The sequence below is a fragment of the Mastigocoleus testarum BC008 genome, from assembly GCF_001456025.1.
Classification (GTDB): Bacteria; Cyanobacteriota; Cyanobacteriia; order Cyanobacteriales; family Nostocaceae; genus Mastigocoleus; species Mastigocoleus testarum.
Genome location: NZ_LMTZ01000029.1, coordinates 1 through 20919, shown reverse-complemented (window position 1 = coordinate 20919; position 20919 = coordinate 1). Strand labels below are relative to the sequence as shown.

At 37.5% G+C, this 20919-nt stretch carries 16 protein-coding genes; 5 read left to right on the top strand and 11 right to left on the bottom strand.

Going from position 1 to position 20919, the window contains the following annotated elements:
* The first annotated feature begins 498 nt into the window (after positions 1 to 498).
* Positions 499 to 1395: a universal stress protein gene (locus BC008_RS06370; RefSeq protein ID WP_027845149.1), complete on the top strand. Its 897-nt coding sequence runs from the start codon at positions 499 to 501 to the stop codon at positions 1393 to 1395.
* Between the two features lie 119 nt (positions 1396 to 1514).
* Here BC008_RS06370 and psbM read toward each other — a convergent pair whose 3' ends face one another.
* The 4 genes from psbM to tgt form a co-directional block, all read right to left on the bottom strand.
* The gene (gene psbM / locus BC008_RS46145) at positions 1515 to 1625 is read right to left on the bottom strand and encodes a photosystem II reaction center protein PsbM (RefSeq protein WP_072207695.1); all 111 of its coding nucleotides are present in this window, start codon (positions 1623 to 1625) and stop codon (positions 1515 to 1517) included.
* A 260-nt stretch (positions 1626 to 1885) separates the two neighbouring features.
* Positions 1886 to 2182: a 2Fe-2S iron-sulfur cluster-binding protein gene (locus BC008_RS06365; protein WP_027845148.1), complete on the bottom strand. Its 297-nt coding sequence runs from the start codon at positions 2180 to 2182 to the stop codon at positions 1886 to 1888.
* Positions 2183 to 2397: 215 nt separating this feature from the next.
* Complete coding sequence (locus BC008_RS45690) at positions 2398 to 2535, bottom strand: photosystem II reaction center protein K (RefSeq protein WP_063800747.1); 138 nt, start codon at positions 2533 to 2535, stop codon at positions 2398 to 2400.
* 188 nt (positions 2536 to 2723) lie between these two features.
* Positions 2724 to 3830 carry a tRNA guanosine(34) transglycosylase Tgt gene (gene tgt / locus BC008_RS06360; RefSeq protein ID WP_235595806.1) on the bottom strand — a complete coding sequence of 369 codons (1107 nt, stop codon included), beginning with the start codon at positions 3828 to 3830 and terminating at the stop codon, positions 2724 to 2726.
* Here tgt and BC008_RS50355 point away from each other — a divergent pair.
* Positions 3786 to 3932, top strand: coding sequence for a hypothetical protein (locus BC008_RS50355; protein ID WP_201026086.1), 147 nt, complete (start codon positions 3786 to 3788; stop codon positions 3930 to 3932). The two genes, tgt and BC008_RS50355, sit on opposite strands and share 45 nt — an antisense overlap.
* Here the strand turns inward: BC008_RS50355 and BC008_RS06355 are convergent.
* On the bottom strand, positions 3929 to 4381 hold the full coding sequence (locus BC008_RS06355) for a hypothetical protein (protein ID WP_027846366.1): 453 nt from the start codon (positions 4379 to 4381) through the stop codon (positions 3929 to 3931). The two genes, BC008_RS50355 and BC008_RS06355, sit on opposite strands and share 4 nt — an antisense overlap.
* 431 nt (positions 4382 to 4812) lie before the next feature.
* On the opposite strand from BC008_RS06355, the gene cobS reads away from it, so the two are divergent.
* Positions 4813 to 5589: an adenosylcobinamide-GDP ribazoletransferase gene (gene cobS / locus BC008_RS06350; protein ID WP_027846367.1), complete on the top strand. Its 777-nt coding sequence runs from the start codon at positions 4813 to 4815 to the stop codon at positions 5587 to 5589.
* Between the two features lie 91 nt (positions 5590 to 5680).
* Here the strand turns inward: cobS and BC008_RS06345 are convergent, their stop codons facing one another.
* From BC008_RS06345 to miaE, 4 genes are all read right to left on the bottom strand, one after another.
* Entirely contained in the window at positions 5681 to 6121 is a 441-nt protein-coding gene (locus BC008_RS06345; RefSeq protein WP_036268374.1) for a PPC domain-containing protein, read from the bottom strand.
* A gap of 200 nt (positions 6122 to 6321) precedes the next feature.
* Complete coding sequence (locus BC008_RS06340) at positions 6322 to 6996, bottom strand: ComF family protein (protein WP_027846369.1); 675 nt, start codon at positions 6994 to 6996, stop codon at positions 6322 to 6324.
* A gap of 188 nt (positions 6997 to 7184) precedes the next feature.
* Positions 7185 to 7676 (bottom strand): GNAT family N-acetyltransferase, encoded by a 492-nt coding sequence (locus BC008_RS06335; protein ID WP_027846370.1) that lies wholly within the window; start codon positions 7674 to 7676, stop codon positions 7185 to 7187.
* Between the two features lie 392 nt (positions 7677 to 8068).
* Positions 8069 to 8674, bottom strand: a complete 606-nt coding sequence (gene miaE, locus BC008_RS06330; protein ID WP_027844933.1) for a tRNA-(ms[2]io[6]A)-hydroxylase — start codon at positions 8672 to 8674, stop codon at positions 8069 to 8071.
* 441 nt (positions 8675 to 9115) lie between these two features.
* Here miaE and BC008_RS06325 point away from each other — a divergent pair, with 441 nt between their 5' ends.
* Positions 9116 to 10414, top strand: a complete 1299-nt coding sequence (locus BC008_RS06325) for a CsgG/HfaB family protein (RefSeq protein WP_027844934.1) — start codon at positions 9116 to 9118, stop codon at positions 10412 to 10414.
* A gap of 755 nt (positions 10415 to 11169) precedes the next feature.
* On the top strand, positions 11170 to 11982 hold the full coding sequence (locus BC008_RS06320) for a helix-turn-helix domain-containing protein (RefSeq protein ID WP_027844935.1): 813 nt from the start codon (positions 11170 to 11172) through the stop codon (positions 11980 to 11982).
* Positions 11983 to 12419: 437 nt separating this feature from the next.
* On the opposite strand, the gene BC008_RS06315 is transcribed toward BC008_RS06320, so the two are convergent.
* Positions 12420 to 13976 (bottom strand): ammonium transporter, encoded by a 1557-nt coding sequence (locus BC008_RS06315; protein WP_036266792.1) that lies wholly within the window; start codon positions 13974 to 13976, stop codon positions 12420 to 12422.
* Positions 13977 to 14892: 916 nt separating this feature from the next.
* Entirely contained in the window at positions 14893 to 20346 is a 5454-nt protein-coding gene (locus BC008_RS06310; RefSeq protein WP_027844936.1) for a chondroitinase-B domain-containing protein, read from the bottom strand.
* Positions 20347 to 20919 lie beyond the last annotated feature (573 nt).

Sequence of the window (20919 nt, the reverse complement as noted above, 5' to 3'; positions counted from 1 at the left end):
TGTTTAAATATAAACATTTAAAAATATGAGTTTTCAGTTTTCAGTTAGAAATCTAAAACTCATATTTTTTTTAATTCATAATCTTTTCTAATTGCTGAAATTCAGGTAATTAATAATAAAATAATTTTTTCTCCACTCTTCTTTTTGTTTGTTTAAATAAGTATATTTTTCGATACATAAACATAGACTAATGATACTCACCTAAATCATAATTTTTGAAGTTTACTCAATAAAAAATTGGAGTATGCTGGATGGTGTAAGCAAAGCTAAAATTGAAAAATTTCAATTATTAGGTGTAAACAGGCAATTGAGAGGATAATGGGCATAAATCGTGTCAATTATGCTCAAAAATACTCGATAAAGCTTGTGGAAGATTAATTTGCACCATAATTAATTGCACCATAAAGCTTTTCTATGTTTTGAGCAAGGCAGTAAAAGCCAAAGCTGATTCGTGCACCATCGGCAAATACCAAAGCAATTTAGATCGCGGGATTCAAAATGATAGAAAACATTTTACTGGCTGTTTCCGGATCCGGAAATGCGGAAGAAATGCTCAAAACCTTGATGGAACTTCCATCACTGCAAAGAACAAAAATCACGGTTTTACACGTTGTTCCTCCCCAAACAACAGCTGAAACCATGACCCAAAAATGGGAAGAAGGTGGCAAAATTCTTGCCAATACCATTCAGTCCCTGAGGCTCAATCCCACACTAATTTCCTCGGTTCTTCGCCAAGGAGAACCAAAAGATGTTGTCGGTCAAGTAGCCCAAGAAATTGATGCAGATCTAGTAATTATGGGTTCGAGAGGACTAAAACGACTGGAATCAATTTTGGCAAATTCAGTTAGCCAATATGTGTTTCAACTGTCATCTCGTCCGATGCTATTGGTAAAAGATGACATCTATGTTAAAAGAGTTAAAAGGATTATGGTGGCGATCGATGGATCTGAAGCTGCTAAAACTTGCTTGAATTTGGCATTATTCTTTTTGAAAGATGTTCAGAGCACAATAGAATTAATTCTAGTTAACATAAACACTGAATGGCTTGGTAAAAGAAGTGAAGATGTACCAAACCTCAAGCCAGAATCAAATCCAGCATTGGCTGAAGCTGCTGCGATCGCCCGTAAATACGGTGTAGAACCTCGTTGCATTCTTAGTAGCGGTAGCGAAGGTCAGCAAGGGTACCTTACTAGCACTGGCAGACTAGGTCAAGAAATTTGTCGGTTAGCGAATGACTGGAATGCCGATATCTTACTTATGGGTTCACCAGACAGACGCCCTTCAATTGCAAAAAGCTTTGTTGACTTAGATAGACTTTTTGGTTCATCTTTGTCTGACTATGTTCGCGTTAACGCTTCTTGTCCTGTTTTGTTGGCACGTACATCATCAGATTAAAGCCAATATATATTTAGCGGTTGATAAACAAAACCCTACACCTATGGTGTAGGGATTCCTTATTTTGAAACAAAATTTAAATTAAAAAATCAGGCACAAAAATCAAAAAAGTATTAACTTTATTTGTTACCTTCACGGCTAACAGTTACAGTGTAAAGAAGTATTAAAAAGACAGATGGAACTAGCACAAATAAAATGCTAGCCACAAACCCCAAGTCATTAGTCTGCATACCTTAAAACCCTTTATTTAACAGTTGCAACGATCAGAGACCGGTTAATGGCGTAGACTAACGTTACGCTAGCTCTAACCACCATGCCCTTACGGACTACAGTTAATGTGCTGTAGACACTGATGTGTCTGTGCTTACGCCCAGCCTTGCTAACGCTTTGCTAACAGCTACTAGTTACCAGTAAACCGTAATATTTTTAGGATACCATTACACAAGACTTCTCGGTCTATGTAAGGACTTTCAGCAAAAAATAGTAGGCATTATGGTTTAGTAATGACCTCAACAGGTCCATTAACTAAAGTTTGACAAGCAAGGCGATAATTGTCTGGTTTTTTCTTCAATAGCTTATTCTCAGCATCAGTGCGTGGAGAAAGATTTTCCATTCCTGAAACTATTTCTACGGCACAAGTTCCACACTGACCGTATCCACCGCAATTCATCATCTTGCCCCACATCTTATATATGTCAACGCTGTTTTCCATTGCTTTGAGGCGTAAGTTTGCTCCGGTTGCAGCGACTACTTCTTTGTCTTCTTTGACGAACCTTATACCACCCATAATTTATACCTCTAGAAATGTAAATTACCTTGTAAAGCTCATATTTGTCGATTGCTAAATCAACAACCTAAATTATTATTGTAATTTATTACAAAGTATTAATAATTATCAAATTATTTTAAATTAACTGAGTTACAAAATATCTCTTAACAAAAAAATCTAAAAAATAAGACAGGCACATTGCCTGTCTGAAAGATATCAAACAAGAAATTAAATTATCTAAAACCCACTGCAGCTTGCCATACAAAAGCAAGAAGTAAGAAGAATACAGGAATAATTGGGAGAACGTCTACCAATGGGTCAAAAATTTGATAAGCTTCCGGTAAGTCTGCTAAAAATAGTACAGCTTCCATTTTTGTTTATATCCACCTAATTGAACAGGATTTTCATATTCATAATTGAGATGTATCTTAACATGCTTTAGACTCCATCAGGTATAAGAAGCTGAAAGAAGAAGTAAGGAGTAAGAAGTAATGAGTGAAGAATTACCAGTTACCAATTACCAATTACCAATTACCAATTACCAGTTACCAATTACCAGTTACCCGTGCTCCAGTTCAACAGAATTATCAGTATTTAGCCAACGAGCAAAATCTGTAGCAAAAGAACCCTGCAATATGCTTTGCCGTATCTTTTGAGTAAAGTGAATAATTTCAGTAATATTATGTATGCTCAGCAATGTATAAGCTAGAATCTCTTGCGATCTAACTAGGTGAGATATATAAGCGCGTGTAAAATTTTTGCAAGTATAACAAGGACAATCTGCATCTAAAGGTTGAAAATCTTCTCGAAATCTGGCATTTTTCAGATTCCAGCGTTCCCCTCGCACCATCGCAGTACCATGTCGCGCCCATCGAGTAGGAATAACACAATCAAATAAATCTATCCCTGCTGCGATCGCAATTGCAATTTCCCGATAGGTTCCTACACCCATTAAATAACGGGGCTTATTTACAGGTAATAAAGGAGCTGTTACCCGAACAATTTCGTGAATCAATTCAGGTTCTTCTCCAACACTAACTCCACCAATTGCATAACCAGGTAAATCCAACTCAGTTAATGCATTAGCCGCTCGGGAACGTAAATCTGAATAGATTCCTCCCTGTACAATACCAAATAAAGCTTGCTCGGGTCGCTTGTGAGTTTCTATACAACGTAATAACCAGCGATAGGTACGTTCCGTCGCTGTTTCAACTTCTTCACGACTTACAGGGTAAGGAGGACACTCATCAAATGCCATAATGATGTCAGCTCCTAAAGTATTCTGAATCTCGATCGAACGTTCTGGCGTTAGTTCAATAATTTGTCCATCATGGGGAGAGCGGAACTTAACACCTCGTTCGCTAATTTTTCGCATTTCGCTGAGACTGAACACTTGAAACCCACCGGAGTCGGTAAGAATAGGACCATCCCAGCCCATGAATTTATGTAAACCTCCACCACCAGCGACAATCCCTTCACCGGGCTGTAAGTGTAGATGATAAGTATTGGATAATATCATCTGTGCGCCCGTATCTCTTAATTGAGCCGGAGTTAACGTCTTAACATTTGCTAGAGTTCCTACAGGCATGAATCTTGGAGTTTCAACAGCTCCATGGGGTGTATGAAAGACCCCTACCCTAGCTTTCGTCTGGCTACAGCCAGTAATGTACTCGAAAGAAAAGTTTGTGCTCAAAATATCTTGGAAACTGAAAATTCTTCGGTTTTACAATTCACCTTATTAAAGCACATTCTTATTGAGGCACATTAGAATAAATCGCAATTGTCATCATCAAACTCTGCATCCCATTTTGCACATAGCAACTGCTCCATGACAACTTCGATTGCACTGGAGTTGAGGGAACGTTCCCGTCTTTCTTCCATGGGTGTAGAAAGGGGAATTAAACGCAAGCAGCTTCCTTCCTGTACCAAATCAAAATAAGTTTCTTTTTCTGGAGACTCTTTTAATTCCAGAAGATCAAAACTATGGACATTAAGGTATAAAGCATGGTTAGCTACTAGGGTCGAACGTTGGGGATTTGCAAATACTTCCATTACATCGCCTTCACCTTCGCTTTGCAGCGTACCTTCTCGGGTATACGCGTAGCGTACGTGACCCAAATCATTAAGCAATCGTTGCATGTCAAGTTTGTTCACAATGGTGCCTGTGTTAACTATGCAAGGAGCTGGCATCTTAGCTTCAGGTAGATGGTAAGTCATATATTAAATATTAAATAGGGAATCAACTTTTGGCGAATTATTACACAGCTCAACATTAAAGTTTACAGCCTTATTAAAATTCGTAGCATTTAAATAATAATCAATCTCGGAGAGCAGTAATACGGCAAACATAAAATTAGTCTTTTACTGGAGGATGATACATGAAAAACTCCCATTCACGCTTGATATATGTTTACTAATTTAACTACCAAATATTTCACTCCAATGCGCACAAAATAGTTTTGTTTTATACCTTGAGGTTTAATGTCACTGCAACCAGCATAACAAAGTTTTTCTCAGTGGATTTATGTAACTAGTCAATCTTATTTAAAGCTTTAATAAATAACACTAGTAATTTTGCCAGACTTTGAAGCATCATTTTTTATATCTCAAATCTCATTCAGTGTTTACATTTAATCAATCTTACCAAAATGCAAGACCAGGTTCAGTGGTGGAAATCACTAGTATTTCAAGCGATCACAGGAATTATTTTTTACACTTCTATCCCTTTGCCATATGTTTCTGGTTTGGAATTTAGCAGAGTGGCAAAAATAGCTCCAGTTATAGGATTAATAATTGGAGGAATTTTGGGAATACTGGACATAGGGATGAATCATGTTGGTGTACCAGTGTTTACTCGGAGTGCTTTGGTCATAGCAGCATGGATCGCGGTTACTGGAGGTTTGCATCTGGACGGAGTAATGGATACGGCGGATGGATTAGCAGTTGGAGACCCACAAAAACGCTTGGAAGTTATGGCGGATAGTGCCACTGGAGCTTTTGGGGCAATGGCTGCTATTGTCATCATACTAATTAAGACGTCTGCATTGATAGATATACAAAAATTTCGTTGGTTGTGTTTAATGGTAGCCTGTGGTTGGGGAAGATGGGGGCAACAAATTGCCATTGTATTTTATCCTTATCTGAAACCAACTGGTAAGGGAGCTATTCATAAAGAAGCATTTGGATCCTATTGGGATTTAATTCCCGGATGTGTACTCATTTCAATGACAGGTTTTTTATCAATTGTTCTAGAACAGGAAAGCTTAGTCCTAGCGCTGGTAATGACTGTTGCAGGAAGTGCTATCGCCACATTCGTTAGCGCTTGGTTCGATCGCAAACTGGGCGGACATACCGGGGATACTTACGGTGCAGTTGTCGAATGGACAGAAGCTTTAACATTATCTGTGTTGACAATTTTTACTTAGTTCTTAATTTTTCTAGGATATTTTCTGACTTACTGGTTGTAATTCTTAATAGGCGATGGCTAATGACTAATGAATAATGAATAAAATATAATTACTTAACGGGCTTTAATCGCGTTACCCTTAATTTATAAGTTCCACCTCCAGTTTCACCAAAAGAACGAACGCGAACGATATAGGTTCCGGTTTTTGTAATACGGGTAAATAAAAGGGAATTACTACTACCATCAGGTCCATCATCGTTTTCTGCAACCGTAGAACCGTTGGGAGAGAGTAAAGTGATAATACTGTCAAAGCTATCGGAGGAAAGGTCTATCGCCAGATTATCACCTTTTCTTAGTTGCACTAAATAATCACGAGCAAATCCACCTTGACCTGTGGGAATATCTTTATCTGAGAGCGAATCAGACACTTGATTTCCGGTAGTCAAGGGAATTGGATTATACAACTTAACTTGCTGAGCGGAAGCTGAAGTTATACTCGTTACAATTATTGTCAGTACAGCTGGGATGAATGCAACTTTCTGAATACCCATCCCCAAAGCCTCACTTTTTACCCCAAACAGTTTTTCCACAGAAATATCAAATATGTATAAGATAATCTGGTTAATTATAGTTTTTATTGGTATCTCCTGCCTAGGAAATCTGAACATAAAGTTAAATCTAAACCTAAATTTAAATTTACATTTAACTTTTAACTAAATTTTAATTGAAACCTATATCTTGAAACCTATAGCTAACTAGTCTTCAGAGCCGCAGCACAAGCTGCTATTCCCAAAACAGAAATTTGGGAGTTTCTAAGTGTTTGGATTGCAGATTTAGCAGTTGCACCTGTGGTATATATATCATCTACTAACAATACCGGCTGTCGTGGAGGCTTATATAAATCCTGTCCAATAGAGAAAGCTTCAGCTAGATTTTCACTCCTGTCTGAACTTGATAAGCTATGTTGTGCCTCAGTTTCTCTTACTCTTTTTAAACCTTTTGCTTTTACTTTGAGTCCAGTTATTTCACAGAAACCTTTTGCAATTAGAGCCGCTTGATTAAAACCTCTTTGTTTTTGTTTGTATGGATGTAGAGGAATTGGAACAAGAATAGGTTTATATTCTGGTGATGGAGTATTCAACAACCATGCTTCTCCTAATAGTTGACCCAAAAGAATTGCGATTTCTGGATGATCGTTGTATTTCATCGTTGCGATCGCTCGCTTTAATACACCACCATATCTCCCCCAAGCAAATACTGGTACAGGTTTTTGCCATAAAGAACTTGGTTCGGGAATGGCACATTTATCTAATTGTCTCGTACAGTATTTACATAATAAATTTGAGCTTGGGCGCTCACATAAAGGGCAATTAGATTCTAAAAAAGAATTTAGTAAGGCTTTGAGATAATTTTTAAAAGCTTGCATTTGATTCAAATATTTTTAAATTCAAAATATTAAAATTTATCTGTTATTTCTTAAAAAGAAATTAAATAAATTAACCTTGATAAATAAGTTATCTTGTATTATTGAACGCGATTATTATCCATTATGATTTACGCATAAAGCACTCTACGAAACTAAATATGTAACTTTAAATAAATTCGGGATTTATTTTAATAAATCGAATTAAATGATTTAAGGTAAACGCGATCGCATCTTTCTGTTTCTACTCCAGCTGCAGGTTTATAGCCATAACCTTCGTACAATTTGACAGCTTCTGCTAGAATGCTAGCAGTTTCAATCCAAATTTCTTCAAAGCCACGGCTAATAATTGCAGCTTCTAACTGTTGTAACAAATATTTTCCTAATCCACAGCCCCTTGCTTGTGGCAAAAGATACATTTTGCGAATTTCAACACTATTTTTGCCGCGCTTTATCGGGTAATATGCTGCAGTACCAACTAATTCTTTTTGGTGTTCGATTACCCAAAATTCGCCTCCATTGTGCAAGTAACACTCTTCCACTTGCAATACGTCTCTATCTGCACCCTTGGGTTCCCAACCCAAACCATACTCAGACAATACAGAGTGTATGAGTTCCGCTGCAACAGTCCGGTCTTTTATTTGCCAATCTCTAATTAAAAAATCTTTGTATTGACTTTTAATTGTCATTTCCCCAATCCCCAATAAAGAACCCAATATATTAGAAATCGGGTAGATATAGCGCTACGCGCAAGTAAAAACAGACCGCGCCCTTAGGGCGACAAAAAGCTTACAATTCAAAGCTTTTAGCGTATCTACGATAAATAGGATTTAGTAATGTCCTAACGTTGTTACGTAGTGCTATATTTCGATTTTAAAATTAATTTGCAGAACAATATAGTAATTTTATTTTGATTTATGAATGGATTAGTCCTGTAAAGATGTTACAGAAGCTAACGTCAACGCCGTAGATTCTACAACATCTCTACAATATTTATTTTAATTACTAACACCCATTACCAATTAACCATTACCAATTACCAATTACCAATTACCAATTACCCATAAATAAAAATCTAACTATGAATTCTCGGTTCTGGATACAAATTGACTAGTAACTCGCTTTCTATTTCAGCCAATTCATCCAATCGCTCCATGACAACTTCACGGTCAAAATAAGTATCTGCTAAGACCCAAAAAGTTCCAAAATGTCGTGCTTCTGACGCCATTAAACCGCGATAAAATTTGGCTAATTCTGGTTCCGGACAATGGGTTGCTAATAGCCCCAAACGTTCGTGGGAACGAGCTTCAATTAAACCGCTAGCAAGTAAAGCGTCTAAAAATCGGTTGGGTTCTTGGGGACGAAGATTAGCTTTTAAAGCTGCACCGTAGGGTGGTGGTGTCAAATGACGTAGAGGAATATTTCGACGATCTAACCATTGATTGACCTGTTCGAAGTGTTCCAACTCCTCTTTAGCTATTTTGGTTAACTCCCTTACCATTTTTGCATTGGAAGGATAGCGAAACATCAGATTCAATGCAGATCCTGCTGCTTTACGTTCGCATTGAGAGTGATCGAGAAGTATTATATCTAGGTTGGATATTGCTTGTTCTACCCACGCATCACTTGTAGGTTTTTTCAGGGCGTTAATTACCGGAAATTCAGAAGATAGGACACTCAAGATTTACAAAACTCCGCTCAGTCATTTAATTGTATTGTGCCTGCTATGCGATCGAGTTGTAAATTTATGGTTTTTTGTGTCGGTTGGTAATGGGTAATGGCTAATTGTCAATTGGTGATTGGTAATATTGCATTAACAAAGTGATCGCTCGCAGCTTTGCTGCGAACGAGTGGAACTAAGGAATCGCAAATATTTTCTGAATCGATAATAAGTATTTTGTTTTAAGCAGTAGTTTAGCTTTCTTAAATATACTTGTTTGATAACTTGATTTTTTATACCTAATTTAGTGATTTATCGGGAATATACTGATTAAATGGTGTACCATTTAATAAGAGTTCACTTATGTGATTTATTTTGCTGTATTAAGTCAAGATTTTGCTTTGGGGTTTCAGTTCAGAATTTGCGATCTTGACCTATATTTAACCTGATAAGGAAAAATAGATGATTTTTTTCAGCGATTCAGTTAAGAATGCTCATCTGTTTCGTCGCGTGACTTCGTCTATTATCGCTTCAGTTTTTGCGTTGGGTTTTAGTATTTGTAGTGTTAGATCGGCTGAAGCGAAAGAAACAAAAAGATTGAAATTTTGCGATAGTAATAAAGACTTATTTCATCTCAATTTAGGAGCTGAGCGCAAAGTTAGAATTGCTATTTTTGATCTTGAAAATAATATTACTTTTACTACTAAACAAGGAAAACAGACATATCCTTTCCAAGGATACAGCGATATTTTAGCAGGCGAGTTAGTTAAAGACAACAATTTTGCTGTAGTAAGTTGGGGTCAGGTAAAACCTTTTCAGGTATTCCCTCAAGGGGGACAAGGGATAAGTAATGGAACTCAAAAAGTAGTTACTTTAGACAAATTACGTGATATTCGCAACAAACATGGCATAGAAGCAGTATTAATAGGAACTATCAATAAGTTTAATATTACTGGAGACAGCAAAAGACAATTTTTAGGATTTGGAAAAAGAACTGATACAAATGAGGTTTATATCAAATTGAACTTTCGAGTAATTGATACGACAACTGGTGAAGTAATTTTTACTGTAGAAGGTAGTAGTAACAGCAGTAAATCGTACACTAGTGAGACCACAATACCTAAGATAAGTGTAGATATCAGTAAACAGAATACCAATAACTTCGATGACAACAATCCTGACAATTCTTGGAATAGCACAAAACAAGATTCAATCACATTAAGAATGAATCTTAGTGGCGATACAACAGAGAATATTATTAACTCAAATATTAATGGTATTACAAATAAGTTAACAGCTTTAGCAACTGGAGATGCTATTAATCAGATTGTTGATAAATTAAATAACAATTCAAACAAGCTAGCTTGCTTATTGAGAAAACCAACCCTCGTTGCTGATGCAGAGAAAGGTCAAGTTATCCTTAATAAAGGAAAAATACATGGATATTGCAAAAACTTGAAACTATCTATCGGACGTAAAGGTAACTTAATTGAGGATCCTGCGACCGAAAGAATCCTCTATATAAAAACAGAAAAGGTTGGCGATATTCTACTAACTGAGGTAGATTCAAATTTTAGTGTAGGTAAGATAATAATAGATAAAGATAAAGCTCAAAAAATCAAGGTTGAAGATTTACAACGTGACACAAGAAACTTTGTTGTAAAATCAACTAATCCTGAATCTTGTACGGATAGATCTTCTGAGGAGCTACCAAATACTTCTTATCAAAGAGAAAATATAAGATCTAATCGTTATGAATAATATAGAGAATATTGATAAGCTTAAAAATGGCTAATACCTATCAAGTTAACTAGTTATTTGTTTTAAACCTGGGAATTAACTCCCAGGTTTATATTTAGATAATAAACAATCCAAGCTAAAATTTACATCAACGTCTTGAAAAGTTTGATTTCATTAATATGTGATTCAAATCACTGGGAGATAAAATATTAAATCACAACTAAATAAAAGATTGAATGATAGTGAAAAACAACAAAATCTTGATAATCTAAAAACTGAAAAAATAGTCAACTTAATTATTTATCTTAGTTCCTAAATTAACCTGAATTTATATTGTTAACAAATGTAAATAATATTATTCGTTTTCTGTAAAAAACTGATTTTAAGCTGATGACTAATATTAAGTTCCCAATAAACTATTTTCTAGCAAACCAAATTAAAGAACAATCTTAAGTTATCAAAACTGTAATTTATGCATGGTTACTTTTCCATCAAATATGGCTGATGACTAATTTAGGTCATTAATTCTAATTGTCTAAAATATGAAATAATTTGCCCACAGGTATTTTTAAATATACCTAAATTGGTGCATTAGATTTTTCTCAATTGAATTTGGTCTATTTACCAACATTAGAATTATTCAGACATACATATCAGAGTCATTGCACTGTACATATTTTTTTGTAAATTAATTTGCTGTGTTCCCAATTTGTTGTTTCTCAAAGTGATGCTTTGAAATTTTCGATTTATCGGGGTTGTTATTAAAGGGTAAAACAGTGAAGAAAATTTTAGTGATTGACAATAAAACCTTAAGTAGAAACCTTTTTGTTAAGAAGCTCAAGGATAAGGGTTTTTATCCCATAGGTGCAAAAGATGGTATTATTGCGATTCAAAAAGCACAAGAAGAGTTACCCGATATAATTATTAGTGAAATCAATATACCTCAAATAGATGGTTATAATATTTTAACTATACTGCGTCAAAAATCTGCCACCCTTCATATTCCATTCATTTTTCTCACTAATAGCATCAGCAAGGCTGACATCCGTAAAGCGATGGAATTAGGAGCAGATGACTATTTAATTAAACCTTGTACTTTAGAGACTTTGCTCAAGGCGATCGCTATTCGTCTAGAGAGACAAACTGTCCTCAAAAACTTCTATACCGAGAAGTTCAAAGTATTGACAGACTCGTCACTTGATAGAGATACCAAGACTAAACAGCTTACCCAGAAATCTATTTTTCCTTCAGTTCCTCAAGTAAGTAAAGTATTTGAGTTCATTGAGGCTAATTATAATCAATCAATCACTTTGAACGATGTAGCTGTTGAAGTTGGTTATACTCCGACTTACTTGACTCATTTGGTACGAAATCTGACCGGACAAACGGTGCAAAGGTGGATTATTTTACGTCGTATGATTGCTGCACGTTCTTTACTTTTAGAAACTGATTTAAAAGTTGAAGATATTGCAATTCAAGTCGGCTATAACTGTACCGTTCATTTCTTTCGCCAGTTTCGTCAACACCATGGAACAACCCCTCACGCTTGGAGAAATTCTCACAAACACTACGAAAATGTTTACAGGTAGAATTTGAAGTGACGTCTGTTAGGTCCGCAAAAGAGCGTTTTTTTAGACTATTTTTATCACCACTTTGTAGCGCACCAGCAGATCGATGGCGTGCGAGAGAATATTTTTTCCAAATTATCTTTATCACTACGCCATAATATCATTTTCGGTAGGATACCTATGATAGGGTTTGTAATTGTGCTGTGTCTTAATAGACATGCTGGTGCTAAAGCGCAATTACAAACAAAATTTTTTTATGATTAATTTACTCAACATAAATATAGCGCACCGCTTTAAAATTAATGGTAATTTTTGCAGACATAACATCATATCAGTAGTATTCCGCAAAATTACCAATAAAAAATGCCCCCTAAAGGAGGCTTAATATTAGTTGAAATTCGAATTCGAATTCAGATTAAAATTCAAGAAACTAACAATTCAAGGCTATTTTGAGAAAATTACAGGCTGCTTGGTTCTCCGGGTTGTGACATACCATCATGGCGACCAGAATCAGAGAATCCAGTTGGGATAGTTTCTTTGAGGAATCCACTGTAAGCTTCCATCCCATGTTCGCCGATATCCAAGCCTTCCAATTCTTCTTTTTCTGTAACGCGGATACCTAAAGTTGCTTTGAGGATAGCCCATACAACTGCACTAAAAGCAACAGTGAACGCACCTACAGCCGCAATACCAATAATTTGTGGAATCAGAGCGGTAACTCCACCACCGTAAAATAAACCTGCTGCAGGACCAGCACCATCACCATACCAAGAGTAGACTTCAGGACCTACTGCAAATAAACCTACCGCTAAGGTACCCCAAATACCGCATACTAAGTGAACGGAAATCGCACCTACGGGGTCATCAACCTTAACGCTATCAAAGAAGCTAACAGCAAACACTACCAGAATACCTGCGATGATCCCGATAGCGAAAGCACCACCTAAGTTAACGAAAGCACAAGGAGCTGTAACTCCCACTAAGCCAGCCAAAATACCGTTGATAATCATTGATAGGTCTGGCTTACCAGATCTAAACCAAGCTGTTGCTGTTGCTGCTACTCCACCTGCTGCTGCAGCCATGTTGGTTGTTAAAGCGATGTGAGAAATTGCTGCACCGTCAGCAGCCATTGTGGAACCAGGGTTAAAACCAAACCAACCTAGCCACAAAATTAAGCAACCCAAAGTCGCGATACTCATATTATGACCGGGGATCGCACTGGGTCTACCATTCTGAAACTTACCGATCCGGGGTCCAAGAAATATCGCACCCATTAAAGCAGCCCAACCACCAACTGAGTGGACGACTGTGGAACCAGCAAAATCCCAAAAACCCAAACCAGATAACCAACCACCACCCCAGACCCAATGTCCGGTGATAGCGTAGGAAACACCAACTAACAAAACACTGAAAATTAAGAAGTCAACGAACTTAATCCGTTCCGCAACTGCTCCAGAGACGATAGTTGCTGCGGTTGCAGCAAAAGCTAGTTGGAATAAGAATTTCGCCGCTAAAGGAATTCCTGTCCAGTTTAAAGCGCTAAATACACCTTTATAAGCTTCTCCAGTCAAAGGGCTGTTATCTGCACCTTGCAATAAAAAGCCATTTAAACCAATAAAAGTATTCCCATCACCAAACATGAAGGCAAAACCAACCGTCCAAAAAGCAATGGTTGCAAGCGCAAATACAATCAGGTTTTTGGAGAGGATGTTAACAGCATTCTTTTGGCGGCAAAAACCGGTTTCTAACATCCCAAAACCTGCGTTCATAAAGAACACTAAAAACGCCGCCAGGGCTACCCAAAGAGTGTCAACTGCAACTCTTAGGCTAGCAAATTCTTCTTGGCTTACAGCTTCTCCTGCTGGTGTTTGGGCTGATGCTGCGTAACCCCATGTCAATACAATGACTGTAGCGATTGGGATACAAGCTTGCCAACCAGGAGATAAACGCTTTATACCCTGGAACAATCGCTTATCTCTGCCATTCAACCTGATTCTTGATGTCTTTTTTAACATTTATCCTCCGAAGTTTTCTATTTTTAGAAAAACTTGAAGCAAAATAGCTAACTCAATCTATCTAGATTACTAACTTGTCTAGATTGTATATACAAGTCAGCTAGTTATATTTACTTCAACTTGAAATTAAGTAACATAAGTTACGCGGCAACAAATTTAGCTTTCGATCCCGGTTGTTTATCAGATGCTTGTTCGAAAGACTCTTTAAAGTTAGAAAATCAAATAATCCACTAAGTAGTCAATAGAATCACGTTACTTCACTAGAAATCTTAAAAATTTATTATTATGTAACTTTGACAACTTTTAAGTCTCCTTAACTAATTCTTTAAAAATCGTCTTTGAACGACAAATCAAGCTTATTTAGTCATTTTCATTACCAAATAAATACTAATGGTAACAATTGATATTTGCATTACGGACAGCAGATATTCTGTAAATTTAGATACTGTTTTTTATCTACATCGGTGCATTAAATCAGCATTTTTTTTGTAAAATTAGCGTTTATTTTGCTGAAAATATCAGGATTTCCTGACTTTTATATGCAAATAGTAATTATCACTTAACGTATAATATTTTCACCTTTCTAAGATAAAAAATGTTTTTCTACTGACAATAAAAATAAATCTTAATGAAATGAATAAAGTGTTTTCAAAAATAAAAACTTCAAAGTGTTTTGGTTGATATTGGTTTGAGTAAGCTTCTTATTAAAATTTTGATTTATCGTATAAATCTTTAAACTCAATCTAAATTTTTGTTTATTTAGTTTAAGTAAAGATTTTGTGACATGGGTAGCTTTTGAGTTCACATACGTTTTCCTGAATTTATTTATTCTAGAAAAAAATATAGAAGTAAATCGATGCAAGTATATAAAATCACTGGATTTCTGTTTTAGCAATGATGATTTACGAAAAATTACTTACATGAAGATGAAATGACTTTCAGTTAGGGTATGGGCTTCAACTTCCTGCAAAATTATTAACTTGGTGTTCTCGGTCGCAATTGTTGTATTTCCCTTTTCCTGGAAAAATTTGAGATCCTTAAAGGTTAGACCTAATCCACTGCTGACTAATACATCAACTCCTACTTGAAAATCAGTAATTGTGTTTGGTGAATCTGGTATATCCCCATTCGCAAGCCAGAATTCATCAGCACCTTCGCCGCCAGAAATAGTATTATTACCACCGGAGTAAGCAAAAAAGCGATCCCTTCCACGTCCACCTAATACCCGATCGCCAGTACCAAGGAGAAATTCGTCATTTCCATTTCCGCCGTGGATGTAGTTACCACCAATGCTATATTGGGCATTAAATAAGTCGTCTCCATCTCCTCCATAAGCACGATCGTGATTTCTCACCGTAATCTGGTCGTTCCCGTTACCACCAAAGAGTAGATTTCTCCCACTACCAAACTGTGCTTCTAAAAGGTCGTTTCCATTTCCGCCAAAAGCAAAGTTGTTAGTACCAACAATGATGTCATCATTTCCATCCTTACCATAAAGAATATTCCTTCTCTTACTTTGCGCAGCATTCAGAAAATCGTTATTACTAGTTCCGTACAAAAATTTACTTGTGTTGGTAGATAGTTTTTGACCTCCCGTACCAGTTGTCCAAAATGCTCCCACATTATTAGAAGTAAGTGGTTTATTATCTACGAGGATGGGGGATATGCTTCGATTATTAATTCGAGTCTGATTATTATCTGAATCTTGAAAAATACTTCCATCGATTGCAGATATTTTGGAATGGTGCTGGTCGAGTTCGTTGGATTTGAAGAGCTTGGAATTATTTTGAAAAATGTTTCTCCCTGGCGATCTACCCGGTAATAAACCTAATTTTGCTGTACCTTGTGGACGGATAATATTACCAATGGTAGAGACTTCACCTAGGTTGAGGGAGCCATCAAATAAAATGCCCTTATCGCTTTGTAAAATATTATTATAAATATTTGCACTCCAAGGGAAATCTGGTTCTATTTCTGCTGTAATCCCAACATTTCTAGTATTGATAATGATATTATTCCCAACTGTGGCGTTACTGGGTTCGTAGCGAAAACGAATACCTCTTTTCGTTCCTTCTATGTGGTTATTAATAACTTTCGTATTGGTACCATTAATCCGGATTCCTTCTTTAGCATCGAAGATAAAATTTCCTTCAACCAAATTATCATCGCCAGCGCGAACAACTAATCCACCATTTTTACTACCGCGGATGGTGTTAAATCGAATTATGTTGTCATTGGTCTTAACAGAAATAACTTCAGGGTCATAATCAACATTTTCCAACAGGTTATACTCTACTATGGTTCGTCCCGTGATACCTGCATCAGCACTATTTTTGAGTTGACCGAGTTGAATTCCTTCTCTACCATTAACCCTACCACCGGGATAGGGGACATCTTTGAGATAGTTGCGTTCGATGCGGTTGTACCAATTATTCAACTGCTCGATGTTATCCCTTTTTGAACTGATTTTTCGAGTACCCCCAACAGCAATACCGATAGACTTATTCCCTACCATCAAATTACGATCTACCCGGTTATATTGGGAAGATGAGCCTAGATCGATAATATGATCCTTAACGCCATTACCAGAATCATAGAAAGCGTTATTACTCAGTCTACTGTAACGAGCGCCGCTAAATTGCACGACTGCCATGTCATCTGTAATTCGATCAAATTTAAAGCCGGAGACACTTACATGGTCAGCTTCAATATATATATCCGAGCTACCAGTTATGGTTACTCCTCCGGGTGTTTCAGCCCGAAATTCGATTCCAGGTTGGTTGAGATGGACGCTTAAATCTCGATATATACCATCTTTTAGTACCAGGGAATCACCGGGTTTTGCTTTCACAATCGCATCATCAATTTCATTTGCATTATCAATCAAAATTCTTTTGGGTTTTGATTTGGTGAAGTCAATGGAATAGTTGCTTCGATTGATATTTTTGTTAGTTTGAGGGAAAGCTGTTGGTTTGGATCGGGTTACTTTCGCTGGTTCTGATTTTGATGTGTTACTATCAGTAATTTCTAATTCTGAAAGTTTGCCTTTATAGCCGGTAATTTCAATTACACCATCATTTATTTCGGAAAATCCAGCATTACCATCATTGAAAGCTAAGAATGTCCGATTTCCCAAAGTAAAAATTGCTGCTTTGTTTTCAGTAAATATATCTTTGGTTAAAACTGCTTTGATATCCGATGCATCTAAGCTGTTCGCATTTCCCAACTGCGTTATTTCCGATGCTGACACTGCTTGGGGTCCATCAATTGTATCAATTCCGATTTGGAGGTCGGTGATGCGATCAAATCCCCGATCAAGGCTAGAGTTCTTACGTTGTTTGAATTGGAATATATCTGCATCTGCACCGCCAGTTAGGATATCGGTGTCGATTCCCCCAACCAAAGTATCATTACCACTACCACCTTCAATGGTATCATCACCAGTATTACCTACAAGTAAATCATTGCCAGAACCGCCATCAAGAAAATCGTTTTCTGAGCCCCCATTTAAACGATCTGCTCCAGCTTCACCAAATAATTTATCGTTCTTACTCCCGCCCTTGAGAGTATCATTACTTGCTCCACCTTTTAGAAAATCGTCTCCATCTTCTCCACTCAATAAGTCAAAACCAACGCCACCTTCGATGGTGTCATTCCCGGTACCACCTTCTAAAGCATCATTACCCTCATTCCCAAAAAGTTTATCGTCATCTTCGTTTCCTTCCAGGACATCATTACCACTACCACCTTCTAAGGTATCATTGCCCTCACCGGCATAGATCTTGTCATCACCACCTTTACCTTGCAACTGGTCAGCACCATCAAGACCTCTCAGAGTATTTTTATGCTCGTCACCTACGATGATATCGTCTTGTTCCGAACCACTTAAATTTTCAATATTTACCAAGCGATGATCGCCTTGAGCGTCACCTCCACTAAAGCGATTAGCAGAAAGATTGAGATTTACCCCAACTTGCGAATTCTTGTAACTAGCTGTATCACTACCAATACCCCCATCTAAAAAATCGCCACCTGCACCACCTTCAAGGACATTATTACGACTATCGCCTCGGAGGATATCTTCCCCACCAGAACCAATGATATTTTCAATATTTAGTAAGCTATCGCCATTAGCGTCGCCACCACTAACAACACCCGTGGCAAGATTAATGTTAACGCTTTGGGAATCCCGATAACTTACCGTATCAATTCCAGCACCACCGTCAATTACATCCCCGTCACTACCACCTTCCAAAGTGTCCGAACCGCTATCACCTTTGAGAGTATCTTTGCCACTACCACCAAATAATGTATCGTCATCTTTACCACCACTTAAGTAATCATCACCACCGTTACCGCGTAATTCATCTTCTTCATCCCGACCAAAGAAGGAATTATCACCATCATTACCAATCAGTTTATCTTCATCTTCAGAGCCAATGATATTTTCGATGTTTGTTAATCTATCGCCTTGTGCATCCCCTTGATTTCCCACTTCTGCGGTTAGGTCTACCTCAACACCATCCTCGGAATTTTCATAGGTCGCGGTATCAGTACCTAAACCTCCATCCAGAAAATCTGCACCAACACCACCTGCAAAGATATTGGCGTCATCATTACCAATTAAACGGTCGTCTTGCTCTGAACCAACTAGGTTCTCAACTTCTTTTAAGTTGTCACCCTCAGCATCGCCATCATTTCCAATTCCGGTAGAGAGATTAACAGTTACTCCAGCGCTGGAATCTTCGTAGCTCGCTGTATCATTACCTTCACTACCTACAAGATAGTCAGCACCATCTCCACCTTTAAGAATATCGTCGCCAGCACCACCATCAACTGTGTCAGCACCATCTCCACCCTCAATGACATTGCGATCGCGATCGCCAATTAATATATCGCTGTTACTTGAACCCTTGAGATTCTCAATATTTGACAGCTTATCTCCTGCTGCGTCTCCGTCACTTCCACTCCCTAAAGCCAGGTTAACCTTAACTCCAGTGGTTGAATGCTCGTAACTGGCTGTATCTTCATCCGCACCACCATCTAAGGTATCTCCACCTGCTCCACCTTCAATAATGTTTTCGCTGTCATTTCCGACCAAAGTATCACCTTGTTGCGAACCTTGGAGATTCTCAATTTCACTGAGGACATCACCTTTTGCATCACCACCGCTTCCAGTTCCAGCTAACAAGTTAACTTTTACACTTGAATTAGAACCTTTATAACTAGCTGTATCTTCACCATCACCACCAACGATGGTATCTTCTCCCACTCCACCAATCAGCAGATCGTCATCATCACCACCGTCTAGTTCGTCATTACCTGCCCCACCAACAAGTGAATCATCATCATCCCCACCATCTAGGGTATCTACACCCAATCCACCAAAGATGGAATCATCCCCATCTTCACCAAACAAAGCATTATTACCGCGATCGCCTACCAGGTTATCTTCTTTACCCGAGCCGATGAGGTTTTCAATCCCAACTAAATTGTCACCTTCTGCATTATCACCTTGTGCATCACCACCAGCGAATGTCATTTTCTCCAGGTCGATGGACACCCCAGATTCAGAACTCTTATAACTAGCGCTATCGATACCCTCACCACCTACGAGTGAATCAGCACCACCTCCACCTTCAAGGATGTTATCGCCATCATCCCCAACTAAATTATCCGCTTGGCTCGAACCAATCAGGTTTTCAATCCCAGCTAAATTATCCCCCTGTGCATCACCACCAGCACTCGTCATTATTTTGAGATTGATGGAAACCCCAGAATCGGAGCTTTTATAGCTAGCCGTATCACTACCCGAACCACCATTGATGAAGTCAGCACCTCTACCACCTTCAAGGACATTATCATCGCGATCGCCTATGAGGGTATCTTCTCGTTCGGAGCCAATGAGGTTTTCAATTCCACTTAGTTTATCGCCTTCGCCATCACCTCCACTTCCTAAACCGGTAGATAAATCAACCCTAACTCCTAATTTCGAACTTTCATAGCTAGCAGTATCTTCATCTTTACCTCCACTTAGGAGATCTGCACCTTCAGATCCAATAAGTAAATCGCCATCATCCCCAGCGACAATAACATCATCACCGCTACCACCCTTGAGGATATCGCCTCCATCATCACCACTTAAGCTATCATCACCTTCACCACCGTCGAGGGAATCATCACCACCACCTGCAAAAATGGCATCATTACCACTACCACCTTCGAGGGTATCATCTCCGTCATCACCTATAAGTAGATCGTTACCGTCAAGACCTTGGAGTAAATCATCATCACCAGAACCTTTCAAGATATCCTTGAGGGTGGTACCCACTAAAGTATTAGTTTGTGATTTTTCCTCGGTCGCAGCCATACTTCCCCACTACCACTGATTTAGATAAGAATTTGAAAAACAAAAATTTGAACGAACTTAAATACGATTTTTCCCAATACAATGTTTACCTGATTTTATTCAAGTAAATAAAAATATACTTTAATTTGCGCAAGTACATGGATTCTTACTTTTCAAATGTGACAAAAGCGGGATAGATGAGTTAATTTTCTGCGATCAAATATGAGTTTTTAGTAAACCAACAAAAACACTACAATTCAGCAGCAAAAATCCAATACTGCTCAGTATTCCAAGCATTTATAAAATTACTTAAGTATATTTAACAAAAATCATAAAACCATTTATACCAATCTTAAATTGATAGTTTTTTGTTTTGAATTGTATTCATGAAACTTCAATCTTTTAGTAGATATATGTAAGATTAAAAGTATAAATATATGGCGTTCATTTAATACTTATACTGAAAAAGTGTTAACGGAATAAATCAAACGACTTTTAGTCAAATTACCTAGGGCTTGCTGAAAAAGTAAGATACAGATTGATTCGTTATTCGAGGAAAAACAAAAAATAAGTTTTGAACATATTAAGGCAACT